The organism is Bacillus sp. BHET2, assembly GCF_005938125.1.
Taxonomy (GTDB): domain Bacteria; phylum Bacillota; class Bacilli; order Bacillales; family Bacillaceae_B; genus Rossellomorea.
Genome location: NZ_VCQN01000001.1, coordinates 332224 through 355689 on the forward strand (window position 1 = coordinate 332224; position 23466 = coordinate 355689).

Consider the following 23466-nt stretch of genomic DNA (forward strand, 5'->3'; position numbering starts at 1 on the left):
TTTCTTAAAAAGGAAATAGGTAAAATGCGTATTTTTGATGAAAATTTTTAACAAATTTCTACACGTTTTGATAAGCGATTTCTCCGTTTACAAATGTCACAAGAGGCTTGGACATAAAGTGAAATGGATGGTGGCTCCATAAGACCAAATCCGCATCTTTTCCTACATCGATACTGCCGATTCGGTCAGATACTCCAAGGTTTCTGGCCGGGAGGATGGTGATCCCTTCCAAAGCCTTTTGTTCATCAAGTCCTTCACGAACGGTGATTGCCGCACACATATTCAAGTACTGGATCGGAGTGTAAGGATGATCGGTTGTAATGGAGACCTCGACACCTGATTCTGTTAGTTTTTGATACGTGATCCAGCTCTTGTTTTTTAGCTCAACCTTTGACCTTCTTGTAAAGGTTGGTCCTACTGAAACCTTTAAATTCTTCCCGTGAAGTTCATCGGAAATAAGATGACCCTCTGTACAATGCTCAATGCGAAGATCAAGGTTGAATTCTTCAGCAAACCTTACGGCAGATAAGATATCGTCAGCACGGTGGGCGTGAATCCTAACTGGAATTTCACGTTTTAATGCAGAAACCAGTGGTGCGACTCTTAGTTCCTCAGGTTGATCACAATACTTCGCTTTGAAAAAAGCTTCTCTAAGCATCCCCATAATCCCCATCCTTGTAATAGAATCATTGTTTCCATTACTATGAATGCGTTTCGGGTTCTCACCAAGGGCTATTTTCAGTCCGGAAGTTTCTTTAATGAGCATGGATTGAATGTTAAAGCCGTGCGTTTTAATGACCGAGGTCGTGCCTCCGATGACATTTGCACTCCCAGGCATGACGTTCACCGTTGTGACGCCATATTTAAGAGCGTCTTTAAAGCCTGGATCTAAAGGATATACACCGTCAAAGGCCCTGATATGCGGAGTCATCGGTTCAATGGTTTCATTGGCGTCGTTGCCGGCCCAGCCTGTCCCTTCATCATATAATCCTAAATGGGTATGGGAATCAATGAAGCCGGGTAGAAGAAACTTTCCTTGGCAATCATAGACTGAAGCATGCCCGCTAGAATCTATACTATGAGGAAAGATCTGTTTGATTTTGCCGTCTTTTATCAATACGGCTCCGTTTGGAATAGGCTTAGAAGTAATGGGATAGATGGTTACGTTGTTAAATAGTATGGAATTCATAGTGTATCCTTTCATAGGGCTTGTTTCCTTCTTATTTTAAACAATTTCAAGAATAAAAAAAAGTTAATCCTTCCTTTTATTTCTTCGATTGGAAAAGTACAGATAGATCATCGTCGATACAAGGGCTATTAAACTGAGTGGTTTAATATAGCGGATCCCGATTACTTCTATATGTTCCCAATGTGTACCTAGTTCCATACCGATAACCATGAACAATAAGGTCCACGGGAGCATGGCAGCGAATGTATACAAACTGAACGTTGATAGCGGCATTCGGCTGATACCTGCCGGAATACTTATGGCATGGCGAACAATTGGTATAAAACGAGCGGTGAAGATTACGATCGTTCCATGATTCTCAAACCATTTCTCTGCTGCATGTATGTGTTTAGGTTGTATAAACATGTACTTTCCGTACTTTTCAAAAAACGGTCTGCCGCCATAATACCCCAACCAATAAAGAAATAATTGAGCTACGGTTCCACCGATGACACCGCTTAGAAATGCTCCAATAAACGTGAGCTTACCTGTGCTTACCATAAAACCTGAAAAGCTTAGAACAAGTTCACTTGGAATAACTTCAATCATCAATGCCAGTGCGATGCCGAGATATCCTAAATCCGTTAGAAATGTAAGAATTTGCATAATCCATTCATGGTTCATCGTTTTCCTCCTACATGATTCCTGAATATTGAAGAATAAGGATTAAGATTCCTAGCGACCATACATAATAGGAGAATATTTTAAGAGAGTGCTTCTTCAAGAAATTAACCATGGTGAGAATGGCGAAGTAGCCGAATAACGCAGCACTCACCGTCCCGATGACCAAACTTGAGAAAGAAATCGCTTCCACACTTCCTCCTATCATTTCTTTTCCTTGAAGAACGATCCCACCTAAAATGGCAGGGGTAGAGAGGAGAAAGGAAAAATAAGCTGCTGTTTCCCGGTCCAATTTCCGGAACAGGCCCGCCGCGATGGTCAATCCTGATCTTGATAGCGCCGGGAATATAGCGGCAGCTTGAAAGCTTCCAATCACCAACGCGTCTGTGTAAGAAAGGTCATCCAGCTTTTTATACCCATTTTTCACTCCATCTGCAAGATACATAATGCATCCAGTTGCAAGAAATTCCCATCCGATCGTCGTTCCGGTCTTTGAAATCGAGTCAAAGAAGTCTTCGAATAGGAATCCTACAATCACCGCAGGTATGGTACCGATAATAAGTATCCATGATAATTTACTAAAAGGGTTTTTTATCATATAAAGAAGTTCCTTTTGATACACTACGAGAACAGCGATCAATGTTCCGATATGAAGCATGGTATCCAAATAGAGACCAGCTTCTTCCAGACCGAACGTCAGCCTGCCAAGATAAAGGTGTCCGGTGCTTGATATCGGAAGAAACTCAGTTAAACCCTGTATGATTCCCAGAATGAAGGCTTCAAATTTACTCACATTCTTCACTTCCTTTCTGCCAGTAAAAGGACAAACTCCTTTTTATACTTATATTCCAATCATCCACGTTTCATGAAGACTGTACGAAATCAAAAAAATCAGATGAGATAATTGTATAAATGGGTGAAACTTTATGGTATCCTGCACGTAAATATAAGAGAAGACACAATTGAATGTTACGAAATAGATTTTGAACAGGGGTGAATAAAATGCCAACAAAAGATGAAAGATTAATGGCTGCTCTTATTTATATATTAAGTTTCTTCACATTATTCATTGGACCATTGGTCATCTGGCTCATTAAGAAAGATGATTCGGAGTTTGTGGACTTCCATGGGAAGGAATATTTCAACTTTCTTATTTCATATGCTGTCTACGGGTTTGTCAGCTCGATTCTGATGGTGGTGCTAATAGGATTTGTGCTCGCCCCGGTCGTCGGCGTTCTCGCATTGATCTTTACAATCCTCGGTGCCATTCGAGCTTACGAGGGAGAGTATTACCACATTCCAACCATCTTTCGCTTACTTAAATAATTTAAGGAAGAACTCATGGAGATCCATGGGTTCTTTTTTTTGTCCTAAGAAAAACATCATAATAAAAGGCTTTTTCGCAAGTATTTCGCAAAGATTGTTGTTTTCTAACATTGGAGCTGCCAAGGCTCTGTCTATGAGTATGTGCGATAGGAGGGAAGGACCTCTTGGATGTCAGGAAAAGGATTTTCTTTATTTATGTCGAATGTTGGTAGTGGTAGGAGGATCACTATGACAAATCCTAACTATACATTTAAGGTCTTCCAATTGATTTAACATGCCATGAAGTGTTCAAGCAAAATAGTACACATTCCTATTATGTTGTGGGAAAATATAGTGGTTTATTTGGTTCTGGTGAAGGAGAATTACCATTCCGCGTGCAAGAGAGGTACATATATTCTATGCTGGATAACAATTGGAGAATAATCTTATATAAACGTTTTTCCTGTAGAAGTAAAACACTATCTACTACAAACTATGGCGAGGGGGCAATACGATGATGGTGAATGAAACTGGTCTCGTTCTAGAAGGTGGCGGGATGAGAGGGATCTATACGGCTGGAGCACTTGAATATTTCTTGGAACAAGGGATTGAATTTCCATATGTAATCGGTGTGTCTGCAGGTGCTTGCAATGCAGCGTCCTACTTATCCAAGCAAAACGGCCGTAACAAAAAGGTAAATGTTGACTTCATCCAAGACCCTAAATATTTATCTTGGCGTAACTATTGGAAAACGGGAGAGTTATTCGGAATGGATTATGTGTTTGATGAAATCCCTAATAAGCTTGTTCCTTTTGATTATAAAGCCTTTCATTCGAATTCCACTGAATTCGTTGTCGGGACGACAGATTGCCATTCAGGTAACCCAGTCTATTTCTCGAGAAATGACTATGGTGAAGACCTGTTGACGATTATTCGGGCATCGAGCTCATTACCTTTCGTTGCCCCGATGGTCGAATTTGGTTCCCGTTACCTCCTGGATGGAGGAATAAGTGATCCGGTTCCCATCCGAAAAGCGGAGCAGGACGGCTATCGGAAAAATGTTGTTATTCTAACAAGAAACAGAGGATATTACAAAAAGCCGTCGAGGTTTTCCTTTCTTGTGAAAAGAAAGTATCCACAATTTCCTGAGCTTCATAAAACGATGATGAACCGATACTTGCGTTATAATCAAACAATACAAGAAGTAGAAGAAAAAGAAAAAAATGGGGAAGTCTTGATCATTCAGCCTCAGCATCCTCTAAAGGTAAGCCGGATTGAAAAAAACCCACAAAAGCTGGACGAATTATATTGGCAGGGTTACCGTGACGCCGAATTAAAAATGAAACATATTGTGGAATGGAACCAGTCAAGTTCACTCGTTCAGAGTTAAATGTAAGCGTGGAATCGTCAGGATGACTCACCTTTTGAAGGGGAGAATTCTTTGGATTCCACCGTTTATTTTTATTCAGATGGTCTTTTTCTTGATTTGTGACATACATATGATAGAGATTCCTTGAAAGGACGAGCATTTCATGAACCTCTATCAAATTTACAAGAATGAACAATATACGCTGCTTTTTCGTAGTGTCATGTATTTTCTAATGGGTGTAGGAATGCTAATGGTGATTCAACAACTTTATTATTTCCCCTTACTTCTATTTATCCCGGCATGCTCAAATTTATATCTCAGCTACAGTGTCAAAAAAGAATTAAGAAAAGCAAATCGCTTATTTTATGAAAATATACCTGTATCCCAGCATGCTCTTGTAGGAGTTCAAACGAAGGAGGGCTTCTATTACTTGAAGACAAATGGTTGGTCAGACTACCATATTCAAAGGACGTCCCTGATCAATAATCCGAAACATTACCTATTCCACCGAAAGAATAAACGTCCACTGTCATTCGCAAAATGGAGCAGGATCTTACAAATTGATATAGAAGATAAGAGAATGGGTTTTCGCTTGAAATATCAGAGTGCTACCGCTATTGAATGGCGAAGTGACAAAGGTGACAAGGTTCTTATCTATAAAGGGAACAAAAGATGGATTTTGAACTATAATGAAAAAAATTACCTATCCTTGCAAAAAGGATTTCTGCCACAGAGTGTACAAAGGCTATTTGACTCCCATCACAGCTACGTTTCATATTATGAAACGTACAGTGAAGACCTGGATTGGCTCTTAATCTTTCTTTGGTATGTAGACAGTGATTATTTCCTTACCTCATAGCTTATCATTTTCCCCAAATGGGGCATCCTAATGAATAGGTTTAGTTAAGTGAAAGGATACATGCATTAAAAATGAATACTTTGATTGGCCAAACAGAGGATGCTTCTTATTACTGGATGCATTCTTTTTCCCATAGTAACGGCTATCTAATCACACCTTTAGTAGGGAAATTCAATCAATCATACACTTTTGAGGCAACAAACACGCTATCTCTGTAAAAACTATGATAGAATAATGATAATCGAATAGGTTTCCTTCGGGGCAGGGTGAAATTCCCTACCGGCGGTGATGAGCTATGCTCTTAGTCCGTGACCCGGCTATTGTTTATTAGACGGTGGATTTGGTGAAACTCCAAAGCCGACAGTGAAAGTCTGGATGGGAGAAGGAACGGCAGTATTTTTTTGATACTAAGGTGAGATGTCCATACGATGAAATATGGATAATTTATCCTTTTTAACACATCGATAGAATACTTTATTTAGTCATGCCAACTTCCCCCAAGTAGAAATAGTACTTGGGGTTTATTTAGTTTATGAAACAATCTTGAAGCAGGGAAGGGGGTCAATCGTTTGAATCATACCCATTATATGAAGCTTGCACTCTCCATGGCGGAGTCTACTCAAGGTCAAACTTCACCAAATCCTGTTGTAGGAGCGGTAGTGGTGAAAAATGGTGAAATCGTCGGAATGGGAGCACACCTCAAGGCTGGCGAAGGTCATGCAGAGGTTCAAGCCATTAAAGCTGCAGGAGAAAAGGCGAAAGGGAGTGATGTCTACGTCACTCTGGAACCTTGTTCTCATTACGGGAAAACACCTCCCTGTTCCGAGCTACTGATATCAAGTGGAGTAAAGCGTGTCCATATTGCGAGTACAGATCCCAATCCATTAGTGGCGGGAAGTGGAATTAAGCAGCTGAGAGAGGCGGGTATTGAGGTGTATGTTGGTGAACTTGAGGGAGAAGCACTCGAGCTTAACAAACATTTCTTTCATTTTATCCAATCCGGCACCCCTTATGTCACCCTTAAGACAGCTGTTACATTAGACGGAAAAACGGCTTCAGCTTCAGGGGATAGTAAATGGATTACATCAGAAACATCACGAACAGATGTCCACTATGATCGTCATCGGCATGACGCGATATTAGTAGGAGTCAATACCGTCATTCAAGATAACCCACACCTTACCACCCGTTTGCCCCAAGGTGGAAAAAACCCCATTCGAATTATTTTAGATACTTATTTACGAACACCTCTCCACTCACATGTAGTGGAAGATTTAGAAAGTAACACCATCATCTTCACGGGGAATTCTGTCAATGAAGAACAGAAACGACCCTTTTTGGACCGAGGTTGTGAAATCATTTCCCTTGAAGGAGAAAAGATCGATATTCGCACTGTATTAAAAGAACTCGGTGACCGGCATATGGTTTCCCTTTATGTAGAAGGTGGTTCTACCATTCATTCTACCTTTTTAAAGGAAAAAGTCTTTCAGGAATTGATTATGTATATGTCACCTAAACTCGTAGGAGGTAGCTCTGCTTTCACAAGCTTTGGAGGAGAAGGATTTCCAACCATTGCAGAAGGGTTGGAAATGGAAATTGCCTCCTTTAAACGAGTAGGGAAGGATATCAAAATTGTAGCTATACCTAAGAGTGAACCTTTGTGAAAGGGGGAGAAGGATGTTTACTGGAATCATTGAAGAAATTGGGTTGATCGAACATATGAAGAAATCTTCCTCTTCCATGGAACTTACGATTTCTGCGAGCGGCATCATGGAAGACGTTCATATCGGGGACAGCATCAGTGTGAACGGAGTTTGTTTAACCGTTACATCATTCAGCTCCAGGCAATTCCAAGTGGACGTGATGCCTGAAACCTTTGAAGGGACAACATTGCGGACACTTTCCCGTGGTCAGAAAGTGAACCTGGAGAGAGCCATGGCAGCTAATGGCCGTTTTGGCGGGCATTTTGTCAATGGACATGTAGACGGGATAGGTACCATTATCAGAATAGAGAAAGTCGAAAATGCATGGTATATGGACATTTCCATTCCGGAAAATCAGAGTCATCTGTTTATCATGAAAGGCTCTGTCGCTATAGACGGTACTTCCTTAACCGTGTTTGGTGTGAAAAAGAATGCGATAACGATTTCGTTGATTCCTCAAACGAGAGGAGACACCGTACTTGGCGAGAAGAAAGTAGGGGATCGTGTCAATATTGAATGTGACGTGATGGCAAAATATTTTCATCGCTTTTATGAGGCAAAGGAGCAGTCCAATAGCACATCAAACAGCCTCAGCTATGATTTTTTATCTCAAAATGGTTTCGCTGACTAAGAGGAGGGGTTGTCCCATGTTTAATAAGATTGAAGAAGCACTTGAAGATTTACAGGCAGGAAAAGTGGTCATTGTCGTCGATGATGAAAATCGCGAAAATGAAGGAGACTTTATTGCACTATCCGATAAAGCGACTCCGGAAGTCATTAATTTTATGGCGAAAGAGGGAAGGGGCTTAATATGTGCACCGATAACCGAAGATCTTGCACAGAAATTAAAGCTTTCCCCAATGACTATGTCAAATACCGACCCTCATGGAACAGCCTTCACCATCTCGGTTGACCACAAATCGGCAACAACCGGAATTAGTGCATATGAAAGATCTGCTACCATTCAGGAGTTATTGAATCCAGCTTCAGCGCCAGAAGACTTCAAACGTCCAGGTCATGTGTTTCCGCTTGTAGCGAAAAAAGGTGGAGTATTAAAGAGGGCAGGCCATACAGAAGCAGCCATCGATTTGGCGCACTTATCAGGCGCAGAGCCTTCTGGCGTTATATGTGAAATCATGAATGAAGACGGGACGATGGCAAGGGTGCCTGAATTAATGAAGCTTGCCGAGAAGTGGGATCTAAAGATCATCTCTATTGAAGATCTCATCCGTTATAGAAGGAAAAAAGAGAAGCTTGTGACAAGAGAAGTGGAAATAGATCTTCCTACTGAATTTGGAAACTTCAAAGCGGTAGCGTACACTGAAAATCTTACAGGAAAAGAGCATATTGCCCTTGTGAAGGGGGATTGGTCAGAGGATGAAGACGTGCTTGTTCGCGTGCACTCCGAATGCTTAACTGGAGATGTATTTGGATCCAATCGCTGTGATTGTGGTCCGCAGCTTGTCACTGCTCTTACCCAGATTGAAGAACAAGGAAAAGGTGTTCTCCTATACATGAGGCAAGAAGGCCGCGGAATTGGACTAATCAACAAATTGAAGGCCTATAAGCTTCAAGAAGAAGGCTATGATACGGTTGAGGCCAATCAAAAACTGGGCTTTGGAGACGATTTAAGGGAATATGGAATCGGAGCACAGATATTGAGGGATTTAGGTATAGTGAAAATGCGTCTACTCACTAATAACCCAAGAAAGATTGCTGGAATCAACGGATACGGCTTGGAAATAGTGGACCGGGTTCCGATTCAAATGCCGGCGAAATTCGAAAACGAAAAGTATTTAAAAACAAAACACGCAAAATTAGGACATATACTTAAATTTTAGGAGGAACATACAATGAAAACAATTTATGAAGGTAATTTAGTAGGGTCAGGATTAAGAGTGGCGATTGTCGTTTCGCGCTTCAACGAATTTATCACCTCAAAACTTTTAGGTGGAGCAGAAGATGCCTTGAAAAGACACGGAGTGGAAGAAGGAAGCGTCTCGGTCACATGGGTGCCAGGAGCATTTGAAATCCCAATGATCGCCAAGAAACTTGCCCGTTCAGGGAAATATGATGCTGTGATTACACTTGGAACAGTCATCAGGGGAGCAACAGCTCATTTTGAATACGTAAGCGGTGAGGTTGCCAAAGGAGTGGCTAATCTCGGATTACAGGAGGATATCCCAGTCATCTTCGGCGTATTGACAACAGATACCATTGAACAGGCAATCGAAAGAGCCGGAACAAAAGCCGGGAACAAAGGTTGGGAAGCGGCCGTATCCGCCATTGAAATGGCTAACCTTATTCGCGAAATCGATAAATAAGAAATCCCAAAGCCTTGTCTCCAATCTTGGAGCCAAGGCTTTTTTGGAGGGACGGACCTCAGAAAATGTATAAAGTAAATCTGTCTAATATAGACCCAAGTTTCACTCTTGAAAATATTTATTGGCAAACGTCAGACCTTTTGCTAAAATAGTATTTTGTGGCTCCCCCTAATATAGGGAGGAGCGGGTAGGGAGAGGGCAGTTTTATAGGAAGATTATGTATGAAAGCACGTGGAGGTATTTTTCAATTAAAGAATCACGGTACCACGATGAAGCAGGAGATGATGGCAGGTGCAATTGGTTATTTTACCATTGTCTACATCATTGCTGTAAATGCTTTAATTCTTTCTGAAGCTGGAATTCCATTCGAAGGAGCGGTCATGGCGACCATTCTTGCTTCCTTCGTAGGGTGTTTGGTGATGGCCTTTTGGGCAAATGCGCCAATCCTTTTGGTTCCAGGTATGGGGATTAATGCCATGTTTACATTTACACTTGTCAAATCATCCGGCTTAACGTGGCAGGAAGCTTTAGCTGTGGTAGTGATTTCAGGAATACTCTTTATGATCATTGCATTTACAAAGCTTGCAAAAGTATTATCAGAAGCTATTCCCAAAACATTAAAAGAAGCCATTACCGTTGGGTTAGGGATGTTTCTAATGTTTATCGGTCTTGAAAAGGGTGGTCTCATTCAAAGAGGAGACAGTGCCATTATCATGATTGGTGACTTTGGGGAATTAAAAGTGTTGGCGACCGTGCTGACATTCCTAGTGACGATTTTTCTTTTCTTACGCAATGTAAAAGGTCAATTTTTATGGAGTATCGCCTTTGGTACATTACTGGGGTTCATCTTTGGAATTGAGCCATCGATACAATCAAGCTCATTTCAATTGAGTGAATACAGCCAGGTTTTCGGTCAAATATCCTTTAGTGCCATTATGGAAATCCCGTTTTGGATTGCGGTTTTTTCTGTTACAATGGTGCTAGTATTTGAAAATATCGGTCTGGTTCATGGACATCTGGATATGATCGATCAACCCCATAAATACCCTAAAGCCTTCCAAGCAAATGCTTTTTCTGCCTTTACTTCTGGATTCTTCGGAACGAGTCCGACAGTATCTACGGTAGAAAGTGCTGCAGCTATGACGGCAGGTGGTCGTACCGGCTTAACAAGCTTGACTACTGGAGTATTATTCTTAGGTTCAGTATTGTTCATTCCTTATTTAAAGTGGATTCCAGATCATGCAATAGCTCCGATTCTAATTATCATTGGTGGCTTAATGATTCAGAATATACGACATATGGATCTTCGTGATTTAACAGAGGCTTTTCCAGCCATTTTCATCATTGCGATGATTCCGTTTACGTATAGTATCGCAGACGGAATCGCCATCGGCTTTATTCTGTACCCAGTTTTGAAACTGGCTACTGGTAAAGCGAGAGAAGTATCCATTCCTCTATATATTATCGCTGCTCTGTTTCTTATGAATTTCTTCGTTCATTCGATTCATTAGAGCTGTAAAGAACTCAAGTGGAGGTGGCTATCATAGCCACCTCCACTTGAGTTTTTCAATGAACGAAAAGTAAAATTATGCAGGTTAAGGAGCACAAATGCTGTCATATTCCGTGGACTTTCCACATATTTCTTGTTAATATATTAGTAATTATGATTCTTTTATACTATTTAACTGGTAGTTACTAGTGATAAAGCAGGAGTGGGTTTGATGGAAGTATTTGTAGCCAGGCAGCCAATTTTCGATCGGAATGGTGAAACAACGGCGTATGAGCTTCTTTACCGAAATAATGAAATGAATATGTTTCCGAATATTGATGGGGATCAGGCCACAGCGGATGTCATCATTAATAGCTATTTAAATATCGGTCTGGAAAGTTTGTCAGCTGGTAAACCGTGCTTTATTAATTTTACTGAAAATCTTTTGAAGTTAAGAGTTCCAACTTATTTTAATCCAAGGGAAATCGTCGTGGAGATTCTCGAAAGTGTGATTCCGAGTCCTGAAGTGGTGTCTGTATGCAAAGAGTTAAAAGAGTTGGGTTATAAGATTGCTTTAGACGATTTTGTATTTAATGAAACGAATCACTCCTGCAGGGATTTAATGAAAGTGGCGGATTATGTAAAGGTCGATTTCTTGAATACAAGCGAAGAAGAGCGGGGAGGTATCGAAGTACTCTCCCATTTACTAGGGTATAAGCTTCTGGCGGAAAAGGTGGAAACAGATGCCGAATATGAGGAAGCGAAGCAGAAAGGCTATCATTTCTTTCAAGGGTATTTCTTCAGCAGACCTAAGATCATCTCGACCCATGATGTCCCAACTTATTTTCATTCATATTATTCCATCATTCAGGGACTTGAAATGACGGAACCGAGCATTGAGTTAATCAGTCAATTGATTGAACAGGATCTCTCACTATCCTATAAACTGTTGAAATTGATGAATTCACCTGCTTACCGTCCTAAACATAAGATTCATTCTATTCGCCAGGCGATTGTTCTTCTTGGTCTGGTGGAAATTAAACGATGGATCTATATATTAGCAGTCCGGGAACAAGTGGGGAAAAGAAGGCAGCTTAAGAATGAAGTAATCACCTTATGTTTAATGAGGGCTAAGATGTGCGAATTATTGGCTGAGAAGCGAAACCATACATCAATGAAATCAAGTTATTTCCTGACCGGGATGTTTTCATTGATGGATACCATTTTATCAATGCCAATTGATCATATTCTAAAGGATTTACCGTTGAATGATGATATATGTAGTGCACTAACAGGCTCTCAGAATGATCTTAAGGACATACTGGAACTTGTGGTCTCGATTGAGAAAGCAGATTGGACCGCGATCGATTCTATAATGGATGAACTGGCGTTACATAAACGGGAGGTCATGGAAAGCTATCAAACCGCATGTAAATGGACAGAAGATCTACTGACCCAGGAAATAGCTGAGGTGAGGTAACACCATCACCATACGGGTTTATATTCACCTGGAGTCAGATATCTTCTTTGTGGCTTTATATATCTTTTCAATTCCATAAGAAGGAGGCGCTGCAAATGCTTTGAAGAAATTTGTTGCGCTACATCTGCAGGAAAGGGATAAATGCCAATTTGATTATAGCGCACCCGAAAGAGGCCTTCATAAAGAAGGTCTTTTTTCTCATTCTGGATTCGTGCCAACACCATAACATCCCTAGATTGATATTCATCACTAGCTTCATCCACCTTATGGACTTGAAAACGAAATCGATATTCTTCCTTCATAATCATCACCCATTCCATTTTCTCGAAATGTAGGGAATAATTCAAATATAAGATGTTTCGTAACGAAATATAGAGAATTTCTTTCCTACATGAAAATAAAGATGATTGCGTAAAGAGCTTGTTTGTGGCAAGCTAAAACTATTATGAATAGTTTACTAGTAAATTACCGTGGAGGGATTCACGATGAACTTGAATCTAATTAAATGTCATGGCTCTGGAAATGACTTTTTGCTAATTGATGAAATGACTCATGGTTACGAATTTTCAGAGGGAGCAAGGCAAAATCTTGCCCTTGCATTATGTGACCGTAAATCTGGCCCAGGAGCAGACGGAATTCTCTTTGTGTTGGCGAGTGAAAGATGTGATGCAGAAATGCGGGTGTTTAACGCAGACGGTTCTGAAGCATCCATGTGTGGGAACGGTCTTCGATGTGTAGGTCGCTATGTGTGTGAGCTTCTAGACAAACCAAGGATTGTCATCCAGACGATGAAAGCGGATCTGCATGTTTCTCAACAGGAAGCTATTTATGAAAACATACCAACATATAATGTCGAAATTTCCCCTGTTTTATTTGATTTGAATGAATTGCCGATGAATATGGAACGTAAAACACTGCTTAATGAAAGCCTTCCGGAAATTTCGGACCGATTGACCTTTTCGGCATTGGCCGTACCTAATCCTCATCTGATCAGTGTCGTAAGCACAGAGCATATTCTGTCTAATGAGCAGAAAACGATATCAGAGACAGTGAATGGACCCAACAATCTTTTTCCTGATGGGGTGAATGTGAGTTTTGTTCATCCACTTGAGAGAGGTGCAATCTATGTCCGAACTTTTGAAAGAGGTGTCGGATTCACAAACGCTTGCGGAACGGCGATGTCAGCTTCTAGTCTCGTAACGTGTTTGCTCGGTCAGAATGATTTTGGCAAGGAAATCGATGTATATAACAACGGTGGGAAAGTTCGTGTAGTGGTGAATCAATTAGGTGAAGGGCACTACAGTATGGAATTGATCGGGAATGCAACATATCTTTATCAGTCTCAGATTGAATTGTCTATTAAGCATCCTGAAAGCTATCGTGAAGTATCTAGAATTGACTTCACTGAAGAAGGAACGTATGAACTTCTTCAAAACCATGCAAAATCAATTGTAGATAATAAGGTGTTTCTAACTGCATAAATGAACAGAGTGGTGTCCCATCAGCTATGCTTGTGGGCCACCTTTTTTCTTTGGGCTGGACTGCTCTTTCAAAAAATGGACCACTTTGTCGAATAGCTGAAACTCCTTGATCGTTTCGAACTGGCTAAAGGGACAACCAAACTGTTGAAACCGTTTCAACACCACGTCTATTGTAAAATGACCAGGGTGGAGATCATCATTTACTTCATGCCACCAGAGGGGGGTAGCAACCAGAGCATCTTCATTCCCCCTTATTGAATAGGGTGCAATAATCGTTTTTCCTTCTCCATGCTGGACATAGTCTACATAAAGTCTCCCTTTTCGGTTCTTCTTTAACCGTTCAATTGTGAAGTCGTCGGGGTAATTAGACACTAGGAAATGAGCAATGAATTCTGTAAATAATGAAGTATCGTCCCATGTGTATCCAGTCGGTATGGGGATATACACTTGAAGGCCCTTGTTTCCAGAAGTTTTAACAAAGCTTTGAAGGTTCAATTGGTCAAATAATTCTTTCATGATTACAGCCGCTTTTACTGCAAGGGGAAATTGATCCCTGTTTGGGGGATCTAAATCAAAAACGATTTCATTCACATATGCATCGTTGATTTTTTGGAAAGGGACGTGAAATTCCAAAGCTAATTGGTTTCCTAGCCAGAGCAACGTCTCCAGGTTATGGCATAATGTGAAATCGATTGATTCCTCCTGGTACGTTTCAACAAATGGTGGAGCATAGTCCGGAGTGTTTTTTTGATAAAAGGATTCACCAAATACCCCATGAGGAAAGCGAATACAAGTCAATGGACGTCGCATCAAAAAAGGCAGGATAATCACCGACATTTTTCTTAAATAACGAATATAATCAAGTTTCGTCAAAGATACCTTCCGAAACAACTCCTTTTCAGGATGGGTGATTTCGACTTCCTTAGGAATAGATGCGTCATCGATGAGGAATTGCTCTAGCGTACATGACTCATGGGAAGTGGAAAAGAGAAACTGATGAAAATGGGGCTCTCTCAATTGACCATCATACACATGTAAATAATAAATCTCTACTGTAATGGAAGGGTCAATGTAATAGCGAGAGTGCTTTTTCATCGAACTATTTTTCTTAATCAAGGGTTTTAAAGTCTGCTTATCCTCAGGAGAAAGCCCAAAATGAAACGATCCGACCGATATAATTTGTTCCTTGTCATAGACGCCAATGTGAAAATAATCGTTTTTTTCGTCAAACGATGTAATGAAACACTTACATTTCTTCCAGTTCTTGCACTTAATCCAGTTAGTACTTCGTTTGCCTTCTTCCCATTTACTCTGTTTTCCCTTTGCGACCATTCCTTCTCCTTCTTCCTTTTGGACAAGGTCCCATAGCAGCTGGTGGTCCGTGAAATGGGGAACCATCTGAATGACGGCTGGATGAGAGGGGGACGGTTCTAAAGGGAACTGGATAAGGGAAAAGAGTTCCCTTAATTTCCCTTTCCTTTTATAATAAGCCATTTGATCATATGTATTCTTCTCCCATTGAAGTAAATCAAATGCGAGAAATTTAACAGGTCTTAGTGTAGCTGCACGTTTAATCTTTTCCCTGTTACGCATTCTTCCTCTAGTTTGCAACTCAGCGAATTCACTGCTATAGGAAGAACGTAACAATACAATTTCACCATCTAGTACAAAGGGTAGAGGGAGTTTAAATTCACTGAGTAATGTTTTGATCTGTTCCTCTAACTCAGGAAAGATGGATAATAACTCTTTCCCATTACGACTTTGCAGACTCATTTCCTCTTGAGAATGAACTGAGAGGATTCCTCGGAAACCATCATATTTGACTTCGTAATACCAGTCTCCTTTAGTTGGGATTTCATGTTGTAGGGTAGGAAGCATCGGTCTCATATGTTCACCTTTTTTTAAGCTTAGTGTGACCACATAAGAGCTGAAATATTTCCAAATGTTAAAGGGGATGAAGAGTGCTGGAGAACAAAATGATAAGGATAAGGGATTAGTTATAGTAAAGGAGGGTATTTAAAGATATGCATACCATTTGGAAGGGTTCCATCAGTTTTGGACTGGTGAACATACCCATAAAGCTTCACGCAGCCACAGAAGATCGAGATATTAAGCTTCGATCACTTCATAAAGAATGCCATACCCCGATTAAATATGAAAAGGTATGTCCTACCTGTGAAAAAGAAATAGACCAACATGAAATTGTGAAAGGCTATGAAGTGACGAAAGGGAAATTTGTGGTTCTTGAAGAAAACGAATTGAAGGAATTGAAGGATGTCGGTGGTGAAAAAGCTGTCGAGATCGTAGACTTTATCAAAATCGAGGAAATCGATCCGATCTTTTTTGATCGAAGCTATTTCGTTTCACCGAATGATGGAGGGAAAAAAGCATACTCCCTATTACGAAAAGCCCTTCAGGAATCAGGAAAGGTGGGAATTGCGAAAATGACCATGCGTTCAAAAGAGCAACTCTCCATTGTTAGGGTGTATGAGCATACGCTCGTAATGGAAACGATTCATTACCCTGATGAAGTACGAGGGACCGGTGATGTCCCGAATGTCCCTGAAGAAGATGACATTACAACCAAAGAATTGGAAACGGCAACAATGCTCATTGATCAATTAACGACTAAATTTCAACCAGAAAATTATAAAGATCAGTATCGGGAACGATTAAGTCAATTGATAGAATCAAAACAAACCGGGGAAACAATAGTAATGGCAAAAGAAAAAGAACCAAAAGAAAATGTAACAGATTTAATGGCGGCTCTTCAAGCCTCTATTGATTCATCCAAACCGAAGAAAGGGAAAAAGCAATCAAAAACAAAAAAGAAAGCAACTTCCAAGAAAAAAGCTCAATAAAATGGTCGTTGTAAGTAAGGAGAGAGTGAAAAGTGTTGGAGGAGAAAAAGATTAAACAAGGTGTTTTTGTTACTATTTCCCTATTATGCTTTATTGCATTTACATGGGGATTCGTATCCATCGTAGAAGAATGGAAAGAAAACGAAATCGCCAAATTTGATAATGGGGTATTTGATATCGTTAGAGGTACCATTTCACCAAAGCTCACGGCAATCATGACTTCGATCACGTTCCTTGGCGGCATTCAAGGGATTGCAATCTTTGCTATATGTGTTGTTGCCATACTGCTTATTTTAAAAAAAGTTCCGCTTGCTCTTTTTGTATCAGTTACTATCTTGACAGGAGCTGGGTTTAATTGGCTGCTAAAATGGATTTTTAAACGGGAACGGCCGGATATCGAAGCGCTGATTGAACAAGGAGGTTATAGCTTTCCCAGTGGCCATTCCATGAGTTCATTTATCTTCTACGGTTCACTCGCATTCATTCTGTTTCGTGCCATTGATCACAAACGATATAAATGGGCCAGTGTAGCGGCAGTCGGCTTACTTGTCCTTCTGATTGGGATTAGCAGGGTGTACCTGGGCGTTCATTACCCAAGTGACATAGTTGGCGGTTTTACTGCTGGAGGTGCATGGCTCACACTTTGCATTACGATATATATGTATTTCTACAAGCGTAAGCGTTGGAAAGAAGAAGCGTAATAAAGAAAAGAGGCTGTGACAAAAGGGTTTTAGCCAAAGAAAAATCCGAACGGTTATTCGATGTTCATCCATGAAAATCGAAAACGTTCGGATTATTTATTTTGACTGTTCGTCTTTAGATTATATTGATTTTCGCTATGTTACAGCTTCTTTTATTAGTAGGCTGTTTTCGTAACTTTGATGCTATAGAAAGTAGCGAGTAGTGGTTGATTTCCGCTGCAGGTGCTCGCTTTCCGCGGGGCGTGAGTTGAGCCTCCTCGGGCTTGCCCTGCGGGGTCTCAACTTTCCCGCAATTCCCGCAGGAGTCGAGCACCTTCCGCTACAATCAACTTTCTAAGTATGAGGACGAATCTACTACTATACACGGCTAGAAAACATCAATTTTCAACGTGTGCAGTGGTCGATTTAAGCTTGAATAGTATGATACTATTTCATTCGTTTTTTTCACTAGTAAGCTCTGTCACAATATCTTATTTAGATGGTGAGGGGAACGGCGTAGACTCCTGCGGAAAAACGGGCGTGCCGAGACCCCGGAAGCGCAGCTGAGGAGGCTTGGCCGTTCGTCCGCCGGAAAGCGAAGCCGTTCCCTCATCATCTATCGCACACACTTATTGACAGAGCTGGGACAGCACCTACGTTAGAAAACAACAATCTTTGCGAAAAGAGCCTATTAATATGAGAACTGCTAAGGCTCTGTCAATGAGATGGTGAGGGCAACAGCTTCAAATCATGAAGGTTTAATAAAAGCTTTTAGAACAAATTGAAAATATATGGTCCGATCAAAGCAACGTAAAGAAGAATATAGATTCCCATAAAATAGAATGCTCCTCCAAACGTTCCCCAATCTTTATCTCTTCCCCATTTCCATATAAGGGCGGAGAGTGCACCGATAAGAAATAACGATACATACTTACTCCCTGAAAACGTCAAGTATTCAGGAGCGGAAAAATAGAAGTAATCTCCCATCGCTTTACTGATGAAGGTGAAAGGCATTGCCAAGAAAAGAATGATAGAAGCATATTCGACCCAGATGATTCCTTCTTTTTCGAAAATATTCGGTTTGAACATATAGAGTAGAATCAGGATGAATAAGGATGGCAAAACCCAGTAAAACGAAACCAATATCGTAAGCAAGCTGCTAAACAGCATGAGTACACCATCATTAACCGCTTCTTTTACGCTTCGTTTAGACCACTCAGTACTTTTAGCAATGACCTGATCATTTTGAGAAGCCCCGAATAGCTCATAATAATCCCCTCCATAATCCAGCCATAGAATGCTTTCATCCGTAATTTGAAGGGGTGAATAGGTAAAATGCTTGGTTGTACCAATAGGAGCAGCCGCTAATTGAGTTGAATCGCTGAAAGGGGCCAAGTAAAGGCTTACCGCATTTTGATCCCCCACCCTGTGGCTTTCAGACGTGAAAAGAATTGATTCTTTCCCTTTAATGATAGCGAGCTGAACAGATCGAGGACTTTGCAGTTTGAACCCGGACATTTCGTTGGTAAACACGACTTGTGCCGGTTTCAAAATGGAACTTCCTATTTCGTCCAACGGTGTTTTTAGTTTAAATATCTTATATGATAGTGTTCCTTGTGCACGCATTTCCTCATTATAAAGGATGGTTAATTGCTTGTTATCGTCCGAAAATGTTAAGCCGCTAATATGCTGGTTCGTAGCAGTATTCACTACCGCAAATGGCTGTTCAATTATGTTTCGGTCAGCATCCATATAGTGAAGGAGAGAGTGTGTGTCATCCTGCTTCACTTGTACGATGGCACTGCCTGTTTCGCCTATGTATGCGTCCATGATTTCATTTGAAAAACGGTGAATCTCCTTAACGGATAAATCTTTTGTATTTAGGGAATACAGATGTTCTTTATTCCAATAATAAACATTTTTTGATGATGTGCTGATTCCTGTTACTTCTTCAGCGATTATCTTCACTTCTCCGCTTTCGGTTGAAGTCAGTTGGTCGTCTTTAATCTGTATGACCCTACTTCCATCTGTCCAAAAGGGTTTGCCTCGTGTAACACTCGTATGAAGCGTTTTTACTTTCTTGGCATCGAGGAATTCATTAAAGGTAAATTGAGTCACCGATCCCTTGCTTGCCAGGAAAAGTCCTTCTTCCCCGGAAAAGACGAGCGGTCGTTCATCTGACGTGTAATCGAATGGGATCGATCTGCTCCAATCAGGATGAGGTTGCTCTTTGACTTGTAAAAGTTGTTGAAAGAATAGTGCTCCTACAAACAAAAGAATGAATAGAATCGGTATTCCAACGGTTTTAAATTTTGCTCTCACTATGATTTCCCCTCTTTCTCTCTATGTTTAGTGTGAGTACAATTTAGAATTTTACCACAATTTGATCGAGAACACACCAGAATTTTCCTATATGTTTGTAATCTTTTCGTATTGACATTTTGTTTTATGGGGATTACAATGATATTGAAAATCATTCTCATTGATACAAAAGAGTTCCCCCTCTTTCAACAGATGGAATGATTCATGATAAACCCCCTTTATTAGGTAAAGAGAGACGGACCTTTAGCAGATGCTTTGGGTCTGTTTTTTTGTGTAGTTTAGGTTGAGCTATCGTTTGTCTCTCCGCACTTCCCTTTATATTATGGAGGAAAACCTTTCAAGTTCATAAGGTCGTCTTCTTGTGAAAACACCAACGTTTTTGCTTTTGTTTTTATTGCATTTCGTATCCTTCTGTCGTAAATTGTTAAAGGATGTTTAATTATAGGGAGGGATAAAAGTAAGTGAATCTAAAAGACGATAGACGGTTTCGGATTGCCAACCACGAAGCATTAATCGGAATAGCACTCGTTCTTATAAATTTTTTATGGTGGTATGGATTTGCCTTCGGCTTAGGAGGTCAATCGGTCTCAGATTACGACTGGATCCTTGGAATGCCTGCATGGTTCTTTTATAGCTGCGTCATGGGGTTTGTACTAATGGTATTTTTAGTGATGGTTGTCGTGAAATACCTTCTTACAGATATTCCTTTTGATGAAGAGGAGGATTATCGTGAATAATATGGCCTTAATTCCCTTATTTGCTTTTTTAATTGTAATTTTTATGGTGGGAATTTATACAGCACGAAATGTAAGTAAATCGGATTCATTTGTTCAGGAATACTTCCTTGGGAGCCGCCAATTGGGAGGCTTTATTTTGGCGATGACGATGATAGCCACCTACGGAAGTGCAAGTAGCTTCATTGGAGGACCAGGTGCTGCCTATACATATGGGTTATCGTGGGTGCTCCTCGCCATGAGTCAGGTGGTGACAGGTTATTTTGTCCTCCTTATACTCGGGAAGAAGTTTGCTATCATGTCACGAAAGTATAAAGCAGTCACATTGATTGATTATTTACAGGGACGATACGGGAGCAATAAGATTACCATCCTATCTGCGGTTAGTATTATTTTATTTTTGTTTTCTGCCATGATAGCCCAGTGGGTAGGGGGAGCACGGCTCATTGAATCCTTGACGGGGTTAAGTTATGAAGCGGCACTTTTCCTTTTTGCAATATCGGTTCTTGTGTATGTAATTATAGGTGGCTTCCGTGCAGTTGCCATTACAGATGCAATTCAAGGGGTGGTAATGCTTGGAGGGACCATCATTCTGCTTGTCGCCACGATCATTGCCGGGGGCGGCATGGAGAATATCATGATGGAATTGCAAGCCGAAAACCCCAATTTAGTGAGTCCAAACGGGCCAAACGGTGAATTGAGCGCAAGGTATATTTCTTCTTTCTGGATCTTAGTGGGAGTAGGTGTTGTTGGACTTCCCCAAGTAGCAGTAAGAGCCATGAGTTATAAAAATTCCCGGTCTTTACACAGAGCCTTGATCATCGGTACAATCGTGGTCGGTTCAATCATGCTCGGTATGCATCTGATCGGAGTTCTTGCAAGAGTGGTGGTTCCTGGAATTGAAGTAGCAGATAAGGTCATGCCACTACTCGCTTTAGAAGTTCTCCCGCCTTGGCTGGCTGGAATTGTGCTGGCCGCACCGATGGCGGCGATCATGTCAACTGTGGATTCACTGCTACTGATTGTATCTTCTGCGATTGTAAAAGATGTATATATGAATTTCATCAATCAGGATGCGAAGGAAAAACAGATAAAGACGATTAGTTTTTGGGTGACAAGTGTTACTGGGATACTGGTCTTTCTAATGGCATTAAGTCCCCCTGAATTAATTATTTGGCTTAATTTATTTTCATTCGGCGGTCTAGAGGCTGTCTTTATATGGCCGATTGTTTTGGGGTTGTACTGGAAAAAGGGGAATGGGCATGGAGCTTTCGCTTCAATGGTGTCTGGACTTATAGCATATATCTTATTCCACAGCTTTGCCCCCAATTATTTAGATATGCATACAGTAGTTTTTCCGATTATCATTTCCTTCTTCATGTATGTGGTGGTTTCTGTGAGTACACAACCCAAAAATCAATTGGATGAGGCTGGGACATAACGAAACCAATATAATTTAAAAATGAACAATCAGAATAAATGACCATGTTATGATTTCTTGTGACACCGCTGTTGATTTCCGTGCAAGACTTCGCTTTCCTCGGGGGGGGGGAAGGTGTCTTCGTCTTGCACTCCAATCAACAGCTAGAACCAGTTAAATGCACTGAATACGCTTTTACAACAATAATAAAAAATCCGAACGTTTTCGATTTTCATGAAAGAATATCGAATAATCGTTCGGATTTTCTTTGGCTAAAATCCTTTTGTCCAAGCATCATTTTTTTTAGCTGGAAAAAGGGTGATGATATGTTGAAAAATTATAGGAGGGATGGCGAAAGCTACTAATTGGAACAGAAGTAGTTTCAGGTCGATAATAGACAGAAATCTCTGAATGAAGGAGGAATCCCCTTAGTAAATGTCGAATTTTGGAATGGGGTGATAATATGTATAAGCTAACAGCTTTTACGGACGTGAAAGCCTTTCATGATAAGGCTTATTCTTTGCTAATGGAAGATGAAGCTGCGAATAATCTGCCATTGGGCTTATTGAACTCGATGATATCAAGTGACAAATACCAGAATCCTCTCCTTCTTTTAGTTGAAAATGAGGCTGGTTCCGTGGTGGGAGCATTCATCATGACTCCTCCACACTACCTGGTAAGTACATTGAAGGTGAAGAAAGAAGATATCCATGAAATAGTCAAAGGGCTGCAAATAGTATGTGAGAACAGAGGAATCACCTTTCCCGGCTTTTTAGCTGAGAAGGAGCTCGCCTTTCAACTGACCCATTCCTGGTGCCATTTAACGGGGGACAGATACCATGTGAAAATGAATCAGCGTGTGTATCAACTGGATAAGGTGAATGATATCCCATTTAGCGGTGGGAAGATGGTATCAGCAGGTGAAAAACATGTTGAGCTTCTTACCCGATGGATCATCGGTTTTGTAGAAGATACCGGAGAAATGTCATTCTCTCAGGAAGAGGCTTTGGACCGGGCCAGAGACATGATTGACAATGAAAAGTATGTATTCATATGGGAAGTGGATGGTGAACCGGTTTCTATGGCGAGGGGAGCAAGAAGAACGGAAAATGGAATAACCGTCAATTTTGTCTATACTCCCCGTGAATGGCGGAAAAAAGGATACGCTTCTTCTGTGGTTGCCGAACTGAGCCGGTTACTGCTGAAAGATCATTCCTTCTGTTCTCTCTATACGGACATGGATAATCCTACATCCAACAAAATTTATATGGAAATCGGCTATAAACCTGTTTGTGATTCAATGATGATCTCCATTGTGTAACCTTTTTTCACCTATTAGAATATGATTAATGATAAAGAGTTGACATTTAAGTTGAAAGCTATTAGTATAATAAACAATTAATTAAATGAGCGAATGGCTATGACGAAGAGGAGTACCTGGAATCGACACTGTAGAGAGCTAGTGGTTGGTGAGAACTAGTGTGAGCGATCTAAGGGAATGGACTTCCGAGCTTCCAAACTGAAACCTTAGGGAGTAGGATTTGGCGAAAGTCTTATCGTTACAAAAGACGCGTATTCAAGCATTTTGCT

Annotated in this window: 21 protein-coding genes, 1 riboswitch and 1 other annotated feature (1 of these 23 only partly in view); of the genes, 15 read left to right on the plus strand and 6 right to left on the minus strand. The window is 40.7% G+C overall.

The genetic code is table 11. The annotated features are described in order from the left end of the window. Nucleotides 1-58: 58 nt before the first annotated feature. The 3 genes from FGG79_RS01735 to FGG79_RS01745 form a co-directional block, all read right to left on the minus strand. The gene (locus FGG79_RS01735) at nucleotides 59-1189 is read right to left on the minus strand and encodes an amidohydrolase (RefSeq protein WP_138776020.1); all 1131 of its coding nucleotides are present in this window, start codon (nucleotides 1187-1189) and stop codon (nucleotides 59-61) included. A 63-nt stretch (nucleotides 1190-1252) separates the two neighbouring features. Continuing rightward, the gene (uptA, locus tag FGG79_RS01740; protein WP_138776022.1) at nucleotides 1253-1852 is read right to left on the minus strand and encodes an undecaprenyl phosphate transporter UptA; all 600 of its coding nucleotides are present in this window, start codon (nucleotides 1850-1852) and stop codon (nucleotides 1253-1255) included. Between the two features lie 10 nt (nucleotides 1853-1862). Beyond that, on the minus strand, nucleotides 1863-2642 hold the full coding sequence (locus FGG79_RS01745) for an undecaprenyl-diphosphate phosphatase (RefSeq protein ID WP_138776024.1): 780 nt from the start codon (nucleotides 2640-2642) through the stop codon (nucleotides 1863-1865). 209 nt (nucleotides 2643-2851) lie between these two features. On the opposite strand from FGG79_RS01745, the gene FGG79_RS01750 reads away from it, so the two are divergent. The 9 genes from FGG79_RS01750 to FGG79_RS01790 all read left to right on the plus strand — a co-directional run bounded on the left by FGG79_RS01750 (nucleotide 2852) and on the right by FGG79_RS01790 (nucleotide 12378). After that, entirely contained in the window at nucleotides 2852-3175 is a 324-nt protein-coding gene (locus tag FGG79_RS01750; protein ID WP_171050746.1) for a DUF4870 domain-containing protein, read from the plus strand. 496 nt (nucleotides 3176-3671) lie between these two features. After that, complete coding sequence (locus FGG79_RS01755) at nucleotides 3672-4544, plus strand: patatin-like phospholipase family protein (RefSeq protein WP_138777528.1); 873 nt, start codon at nucleotides 3672-3674, stop codon at nucleotides 4542-4544. Between the two features lie 142 nt (nucleotides 4545-4686). Continuing rightward, nucleotides 4687-5382 (plus strand): hypothetical protein, encoded by a 696-nt coding sequence (locus FGG79_RS01760; RefSeq protein WP_138776028.1) that lies wholly within the window; start codon nucleotides 4687-4689, stop codon nucleotides 5380-5382. 248 nt (nucleotides 5383-5630) lie between these two features. Continuing rightward, nucleotides 5631-5773, plus strand: a riboswitch (FMN riboswitch). Nucleotides 5774-5951: 178 nt separating this feature from the next. Then, nucleotides 5952-7046 carry a bifunctional diaminohydroxyphosphoribosylaminopyrimidine deaminase/5-amino-6-(5-phosphoribosylamino)uracil reductase RibD gene (gene ribD / locus FGG79_RS01765; RefSeq protein ID WP_276607946.1) on the plus strand — a complete coding sequence of 365 codons (1095 nt, stop codon included), beginning with the start codon at nucleotides 5952-5954 and terminating at the stop codon, nucleotides 7044-7046. 13 nt (nucleotides 7047-7059) lie between these two features. Further along, nucleotides 7060-7716, plus strand: a complete 657-nt coding sequence (gene ribE, locus FGG79_RS01770; RefSeq protein WP_138776030.1) for a riboflavin synthase — start codon at nucleotides 7060-7062, stop codon at nucleotides 7714-7716. 16 nt (nucleotides 7717-7732) lie between these two features. Beyond that, the gene (locus tag FGG79_RS01775; RefSeq protein ID WP_138776032.1) at nucleotides 7733-8926 is read left to right on the plus strand and encodes a bifunctional 3,4-dihydroxy-2-butanone-4-phosphate synthase/GTP cyclohydrolase II; all 1194 of its coding nucleotides are present in this window, start codon (nucleotides 7733-7735) and stop codon (nucleotides 8924-8926) included. A gap of 12 nt (nucleotides 8927-8938) precedes the next feature. After that, a complete protein-coding gene (gene ribH, locus FGG79_RS01780; RefSeq protein ID WP_138776034.1) occupies nucleotides 8939-9409 on the plus strand; it encodes a 6,7-dimethyl-8-ribityllumazine synthase in 471 nt (156 codons plus the stop codon). Nucleotides 9410-9630: 221 nt separating this feature from the next. Further along, nucleotides 9631-10920 (plus strand): NCS2 family permease, encoded by a 1290-nt coding sequence (locus FGG79_RS01785; protein WP_138776036.1) that lies wholly within the window; start codon nucleotides 9631-9633, stop codon nucleotides 10918-10920. A gap of 210 nt (nucleotides 10921-11130) precedes the next feature. Further along, entirely contained in the window at nucleotides 11131-12378 is a 1248-nt protein-coding gene (locus tag FGG79_RS01790) for an EAL and HDOD domain-containing protein (RefSeq protein ID WP_138776038.1), read from the plus strand. Between the two features lie 5 nt (nucleotides 12379-12383). Here the strand turns inward: FGG79_RS01790 and FGG79_RS01795 are convergent, their stop codons facing one another. Next, nucleotides 12384-12680: a hypothetical protein gene (locus tag FGG79_RS01795; RefSeq protein WP_171050747.1), complete on the minus strand. Its 297-nt coding sequence runs from the start codon at nucleotides 12678-12680 to the stop codon at nucleotides 12384-12386. 183 nt (nucleotides 12681-12863) lie between these two features. On the opposite strand from FGG79_RS01795, the gene dapF reads away from it, so the two are divergent. Beyond that, nucleotides 12864-13859, plus strand: coding sequence for a diaminopimelate epimerase (dapF, locus tag FGG79_RS01800; RefSeq protein WP_138776042.1), 996 nt, complete (start codon nucleotides 12864-12866; stop codon nucleotides 13857-13859). A 24-nt stretch (nucleotides 13860-13883) separates the two neighbouring features. On the opposite strand, the gene FGG79_RS01805 is transcribed toward dapF, so the two are convergent. Continuing rightward, nucleotides 13884-15746: a DNA ligase D gene (locus FGG79_RS01805; protein WP_138776044.1), complete on the minus strand. Its 1863-nt coding sequence runs from the start codon at nucleotides 15744-15746 to the stop codon at nucleotides 13884-13886. A 137-nt stretch (nucleotides 15747-15883) separates the two neighbouring features. On the opposite strand from FGG79_RS01805, the gene ku reads away from it, so the two are divergent. Next, a complete protein-coding gene (gene ku / locus FGG79_RS01810; protein WP_138776046.1) occupies nucleotides 15884-16720 on the plus strand; it encodes a non-homologous end joining protein Ku in 837 nt (278 codons plus the stop codon). A 32-nt stretch (nucleotides 16721-16752) separates the two neighbouring features. Continuing rightward, nucleotides 16753-17421 (plus strand): phosphatase PAP2 family protein, encoded by a 669-nt coding sequence (locus FGG79_RS01815; protein ID WP_138776047.1) that lies wholly within the window; start codon nucleotides 16753-16755, stop codon nucleotides 17419-17421. 750 nt (nucleotides 17422-18171) lie between these two features. Here the strand turns inward: FGG79_RS01815 and FGG79_RS01820 are convergent. Then, entirely contained in the window at nucleotides 18172-19722 is a 1551-nt protein-coding gene (locus FGG79_RS01820; RefSeq protein ID WP_138776048.1) for a hypothetical protein, read from the minus strand. Between the two features lie 461 nt (nucleotides 19723-20183). On the opposite strand from FGG79_RS01820, the gene FGG79_RS01825 reads away from it, so the two are divergent. The 3 genes from FGG79_RS01825 (at nucleotide 20184) to FGG79_RS01835 (ending at nucleotide 23197) form a co-directional block, all read left to right on the plus strand. Beyond that, nucleotides 20184-20459: a YhdT family protein gene (locus FGG79_RS01825; protein ID WP_138776049.1), complete on the plus strand. Its 276-nt coding sequence runs from the start codon at nucleotides 20184-20186 to the stop codon at nucleotides 20457-20459. Beyond that, nucleotides 20452-21897: a sodium/pantothenate symporter gene (gene panF / locus FGG79_RS01830; protein ID WP_138776050.1), complete on the plus strand. Its 1446-nt coding sequence runs from the start codon at nucleotides 20452-20454 to the stop codon at nucleotides 21895-21897. Before FGG79_RS01825 ends, panF begins: the two co-directional genes overlap by 8 nt. A 442-nt stretch (nucleotides 21898-22339) precedes the next feature. Then, on the plus strand, nucleotides 22340-23197 hold the full coding sequence (locus FGG79_RS01835) for a GNAT family N-acetyltransferase (RefSeq protein WP_138776051.1): 858 nt from the start codon (nucleotides 22340-22342) through the stop codon (nucleotides 23195-23197). A 90-nt stretch (nucleotides 23198-23287) separates the two neighbouring features. Then, nucleotides 23288-23466: a binding site (T-box leader), on the plus strand (it continues 67 nt past the right edge of the window).

Coding starts and splice junctions, on each gene's coding strand:
- FGG79_RS01735 (WP_138776020.1), bottom strand. CDS start 1,189: ATGAATTCCATACTATTTAACAACGTAACCATCTATCCCATTACTTCT.
- uptA (WP_138776022.1), bottom strand. CDS start 1,852: ATGAACCATGAATGGATTATGCAAATTCTTACATTTCTAACGGATTTA.
- FGG79_RS01750 (WP_171050746.1), top strand. CDS start 2,852: ATGCCAACAAAAGATGAAAGATTAATGGCTGCTCTTATTTATATATTA.
- FGG79_RS01755 (WP_138777528.1), top strand. CDS start 3,672: ATGGTGAATGAAACTGGTCTCGTTCTAGAAGGTGGCGGGATGAGAGGG.
- FGG79_RS01760 (WP_138776028.1), top strand. CDS start 4,687: ATGAACCTCTATCAAATTTACAAGAATGAACAATATACGCTGCTTTTT.
- ribE (WP_138776030.1), top strand. CDS start 7,060: ATGTTTACTGGAATCATTGAAGAAATTGGGTTGATCGAACATATGAAG.
- FGG79_RS01775 (WP_138776032.1), top strand. CDS start 7,733: ATGTTTAATAAGATTGAAGAAGCACTTGAAGATTTACAGGCAGGAAAA.
- ribH (WP_138776034.1), top strand. CDS start 8,939: ATGAAAACAATTTATGAAGGTAATTTAGTAGGGTCAGGATTAAGAGTG.
- FGG79_RS01785 (WP_138776036.1), top strand. CDS start 9,631: ATGAAAGCACGTGGAGGTATTTTTCAATTAAAGAATCACGGTACCACG.
- FGG79_RS01790 (WP_138776038.1), top strand. CDS start 11,131: ATGGAAGTATTTGTAGCCAGGCAGCCAATTTTCGATCGGAATGGTGAA.
- FGG79_RS01795 (WP_171050747.1), bottom strand. CDS start 12,680: ATGAAGGAAGAATATCGATTTCGTTTTCAAGTCCATAAGGTGGATGAA.
- dapF (WP_138776042.1), top strand. CDS start 12,864: ATGAACTTGAATCTAATTAAATGTCATGGCTCTGGAAATGACTTTTTG.
- FGG79_RS01805 (WP_138776044.1), bottom strand. CDS start 15,746: ATGAGACCGATGCTTCCTACCCTACAACATGAAATCCCAACTAAAGGA.
- ku (WP_138776046.1), top strand. CDS start 15,884: ATGCATACCATTTGGAAGGGTTCCATCAGTTTTGGACTGGTGAACATA.
- FGG79_RS01835 (WP_138776051.1), top strand. CDS start 22,340: ATGTATAAGCTAACAGCTTTTACGGACGTGAAAGCCTTTCATGATAAG.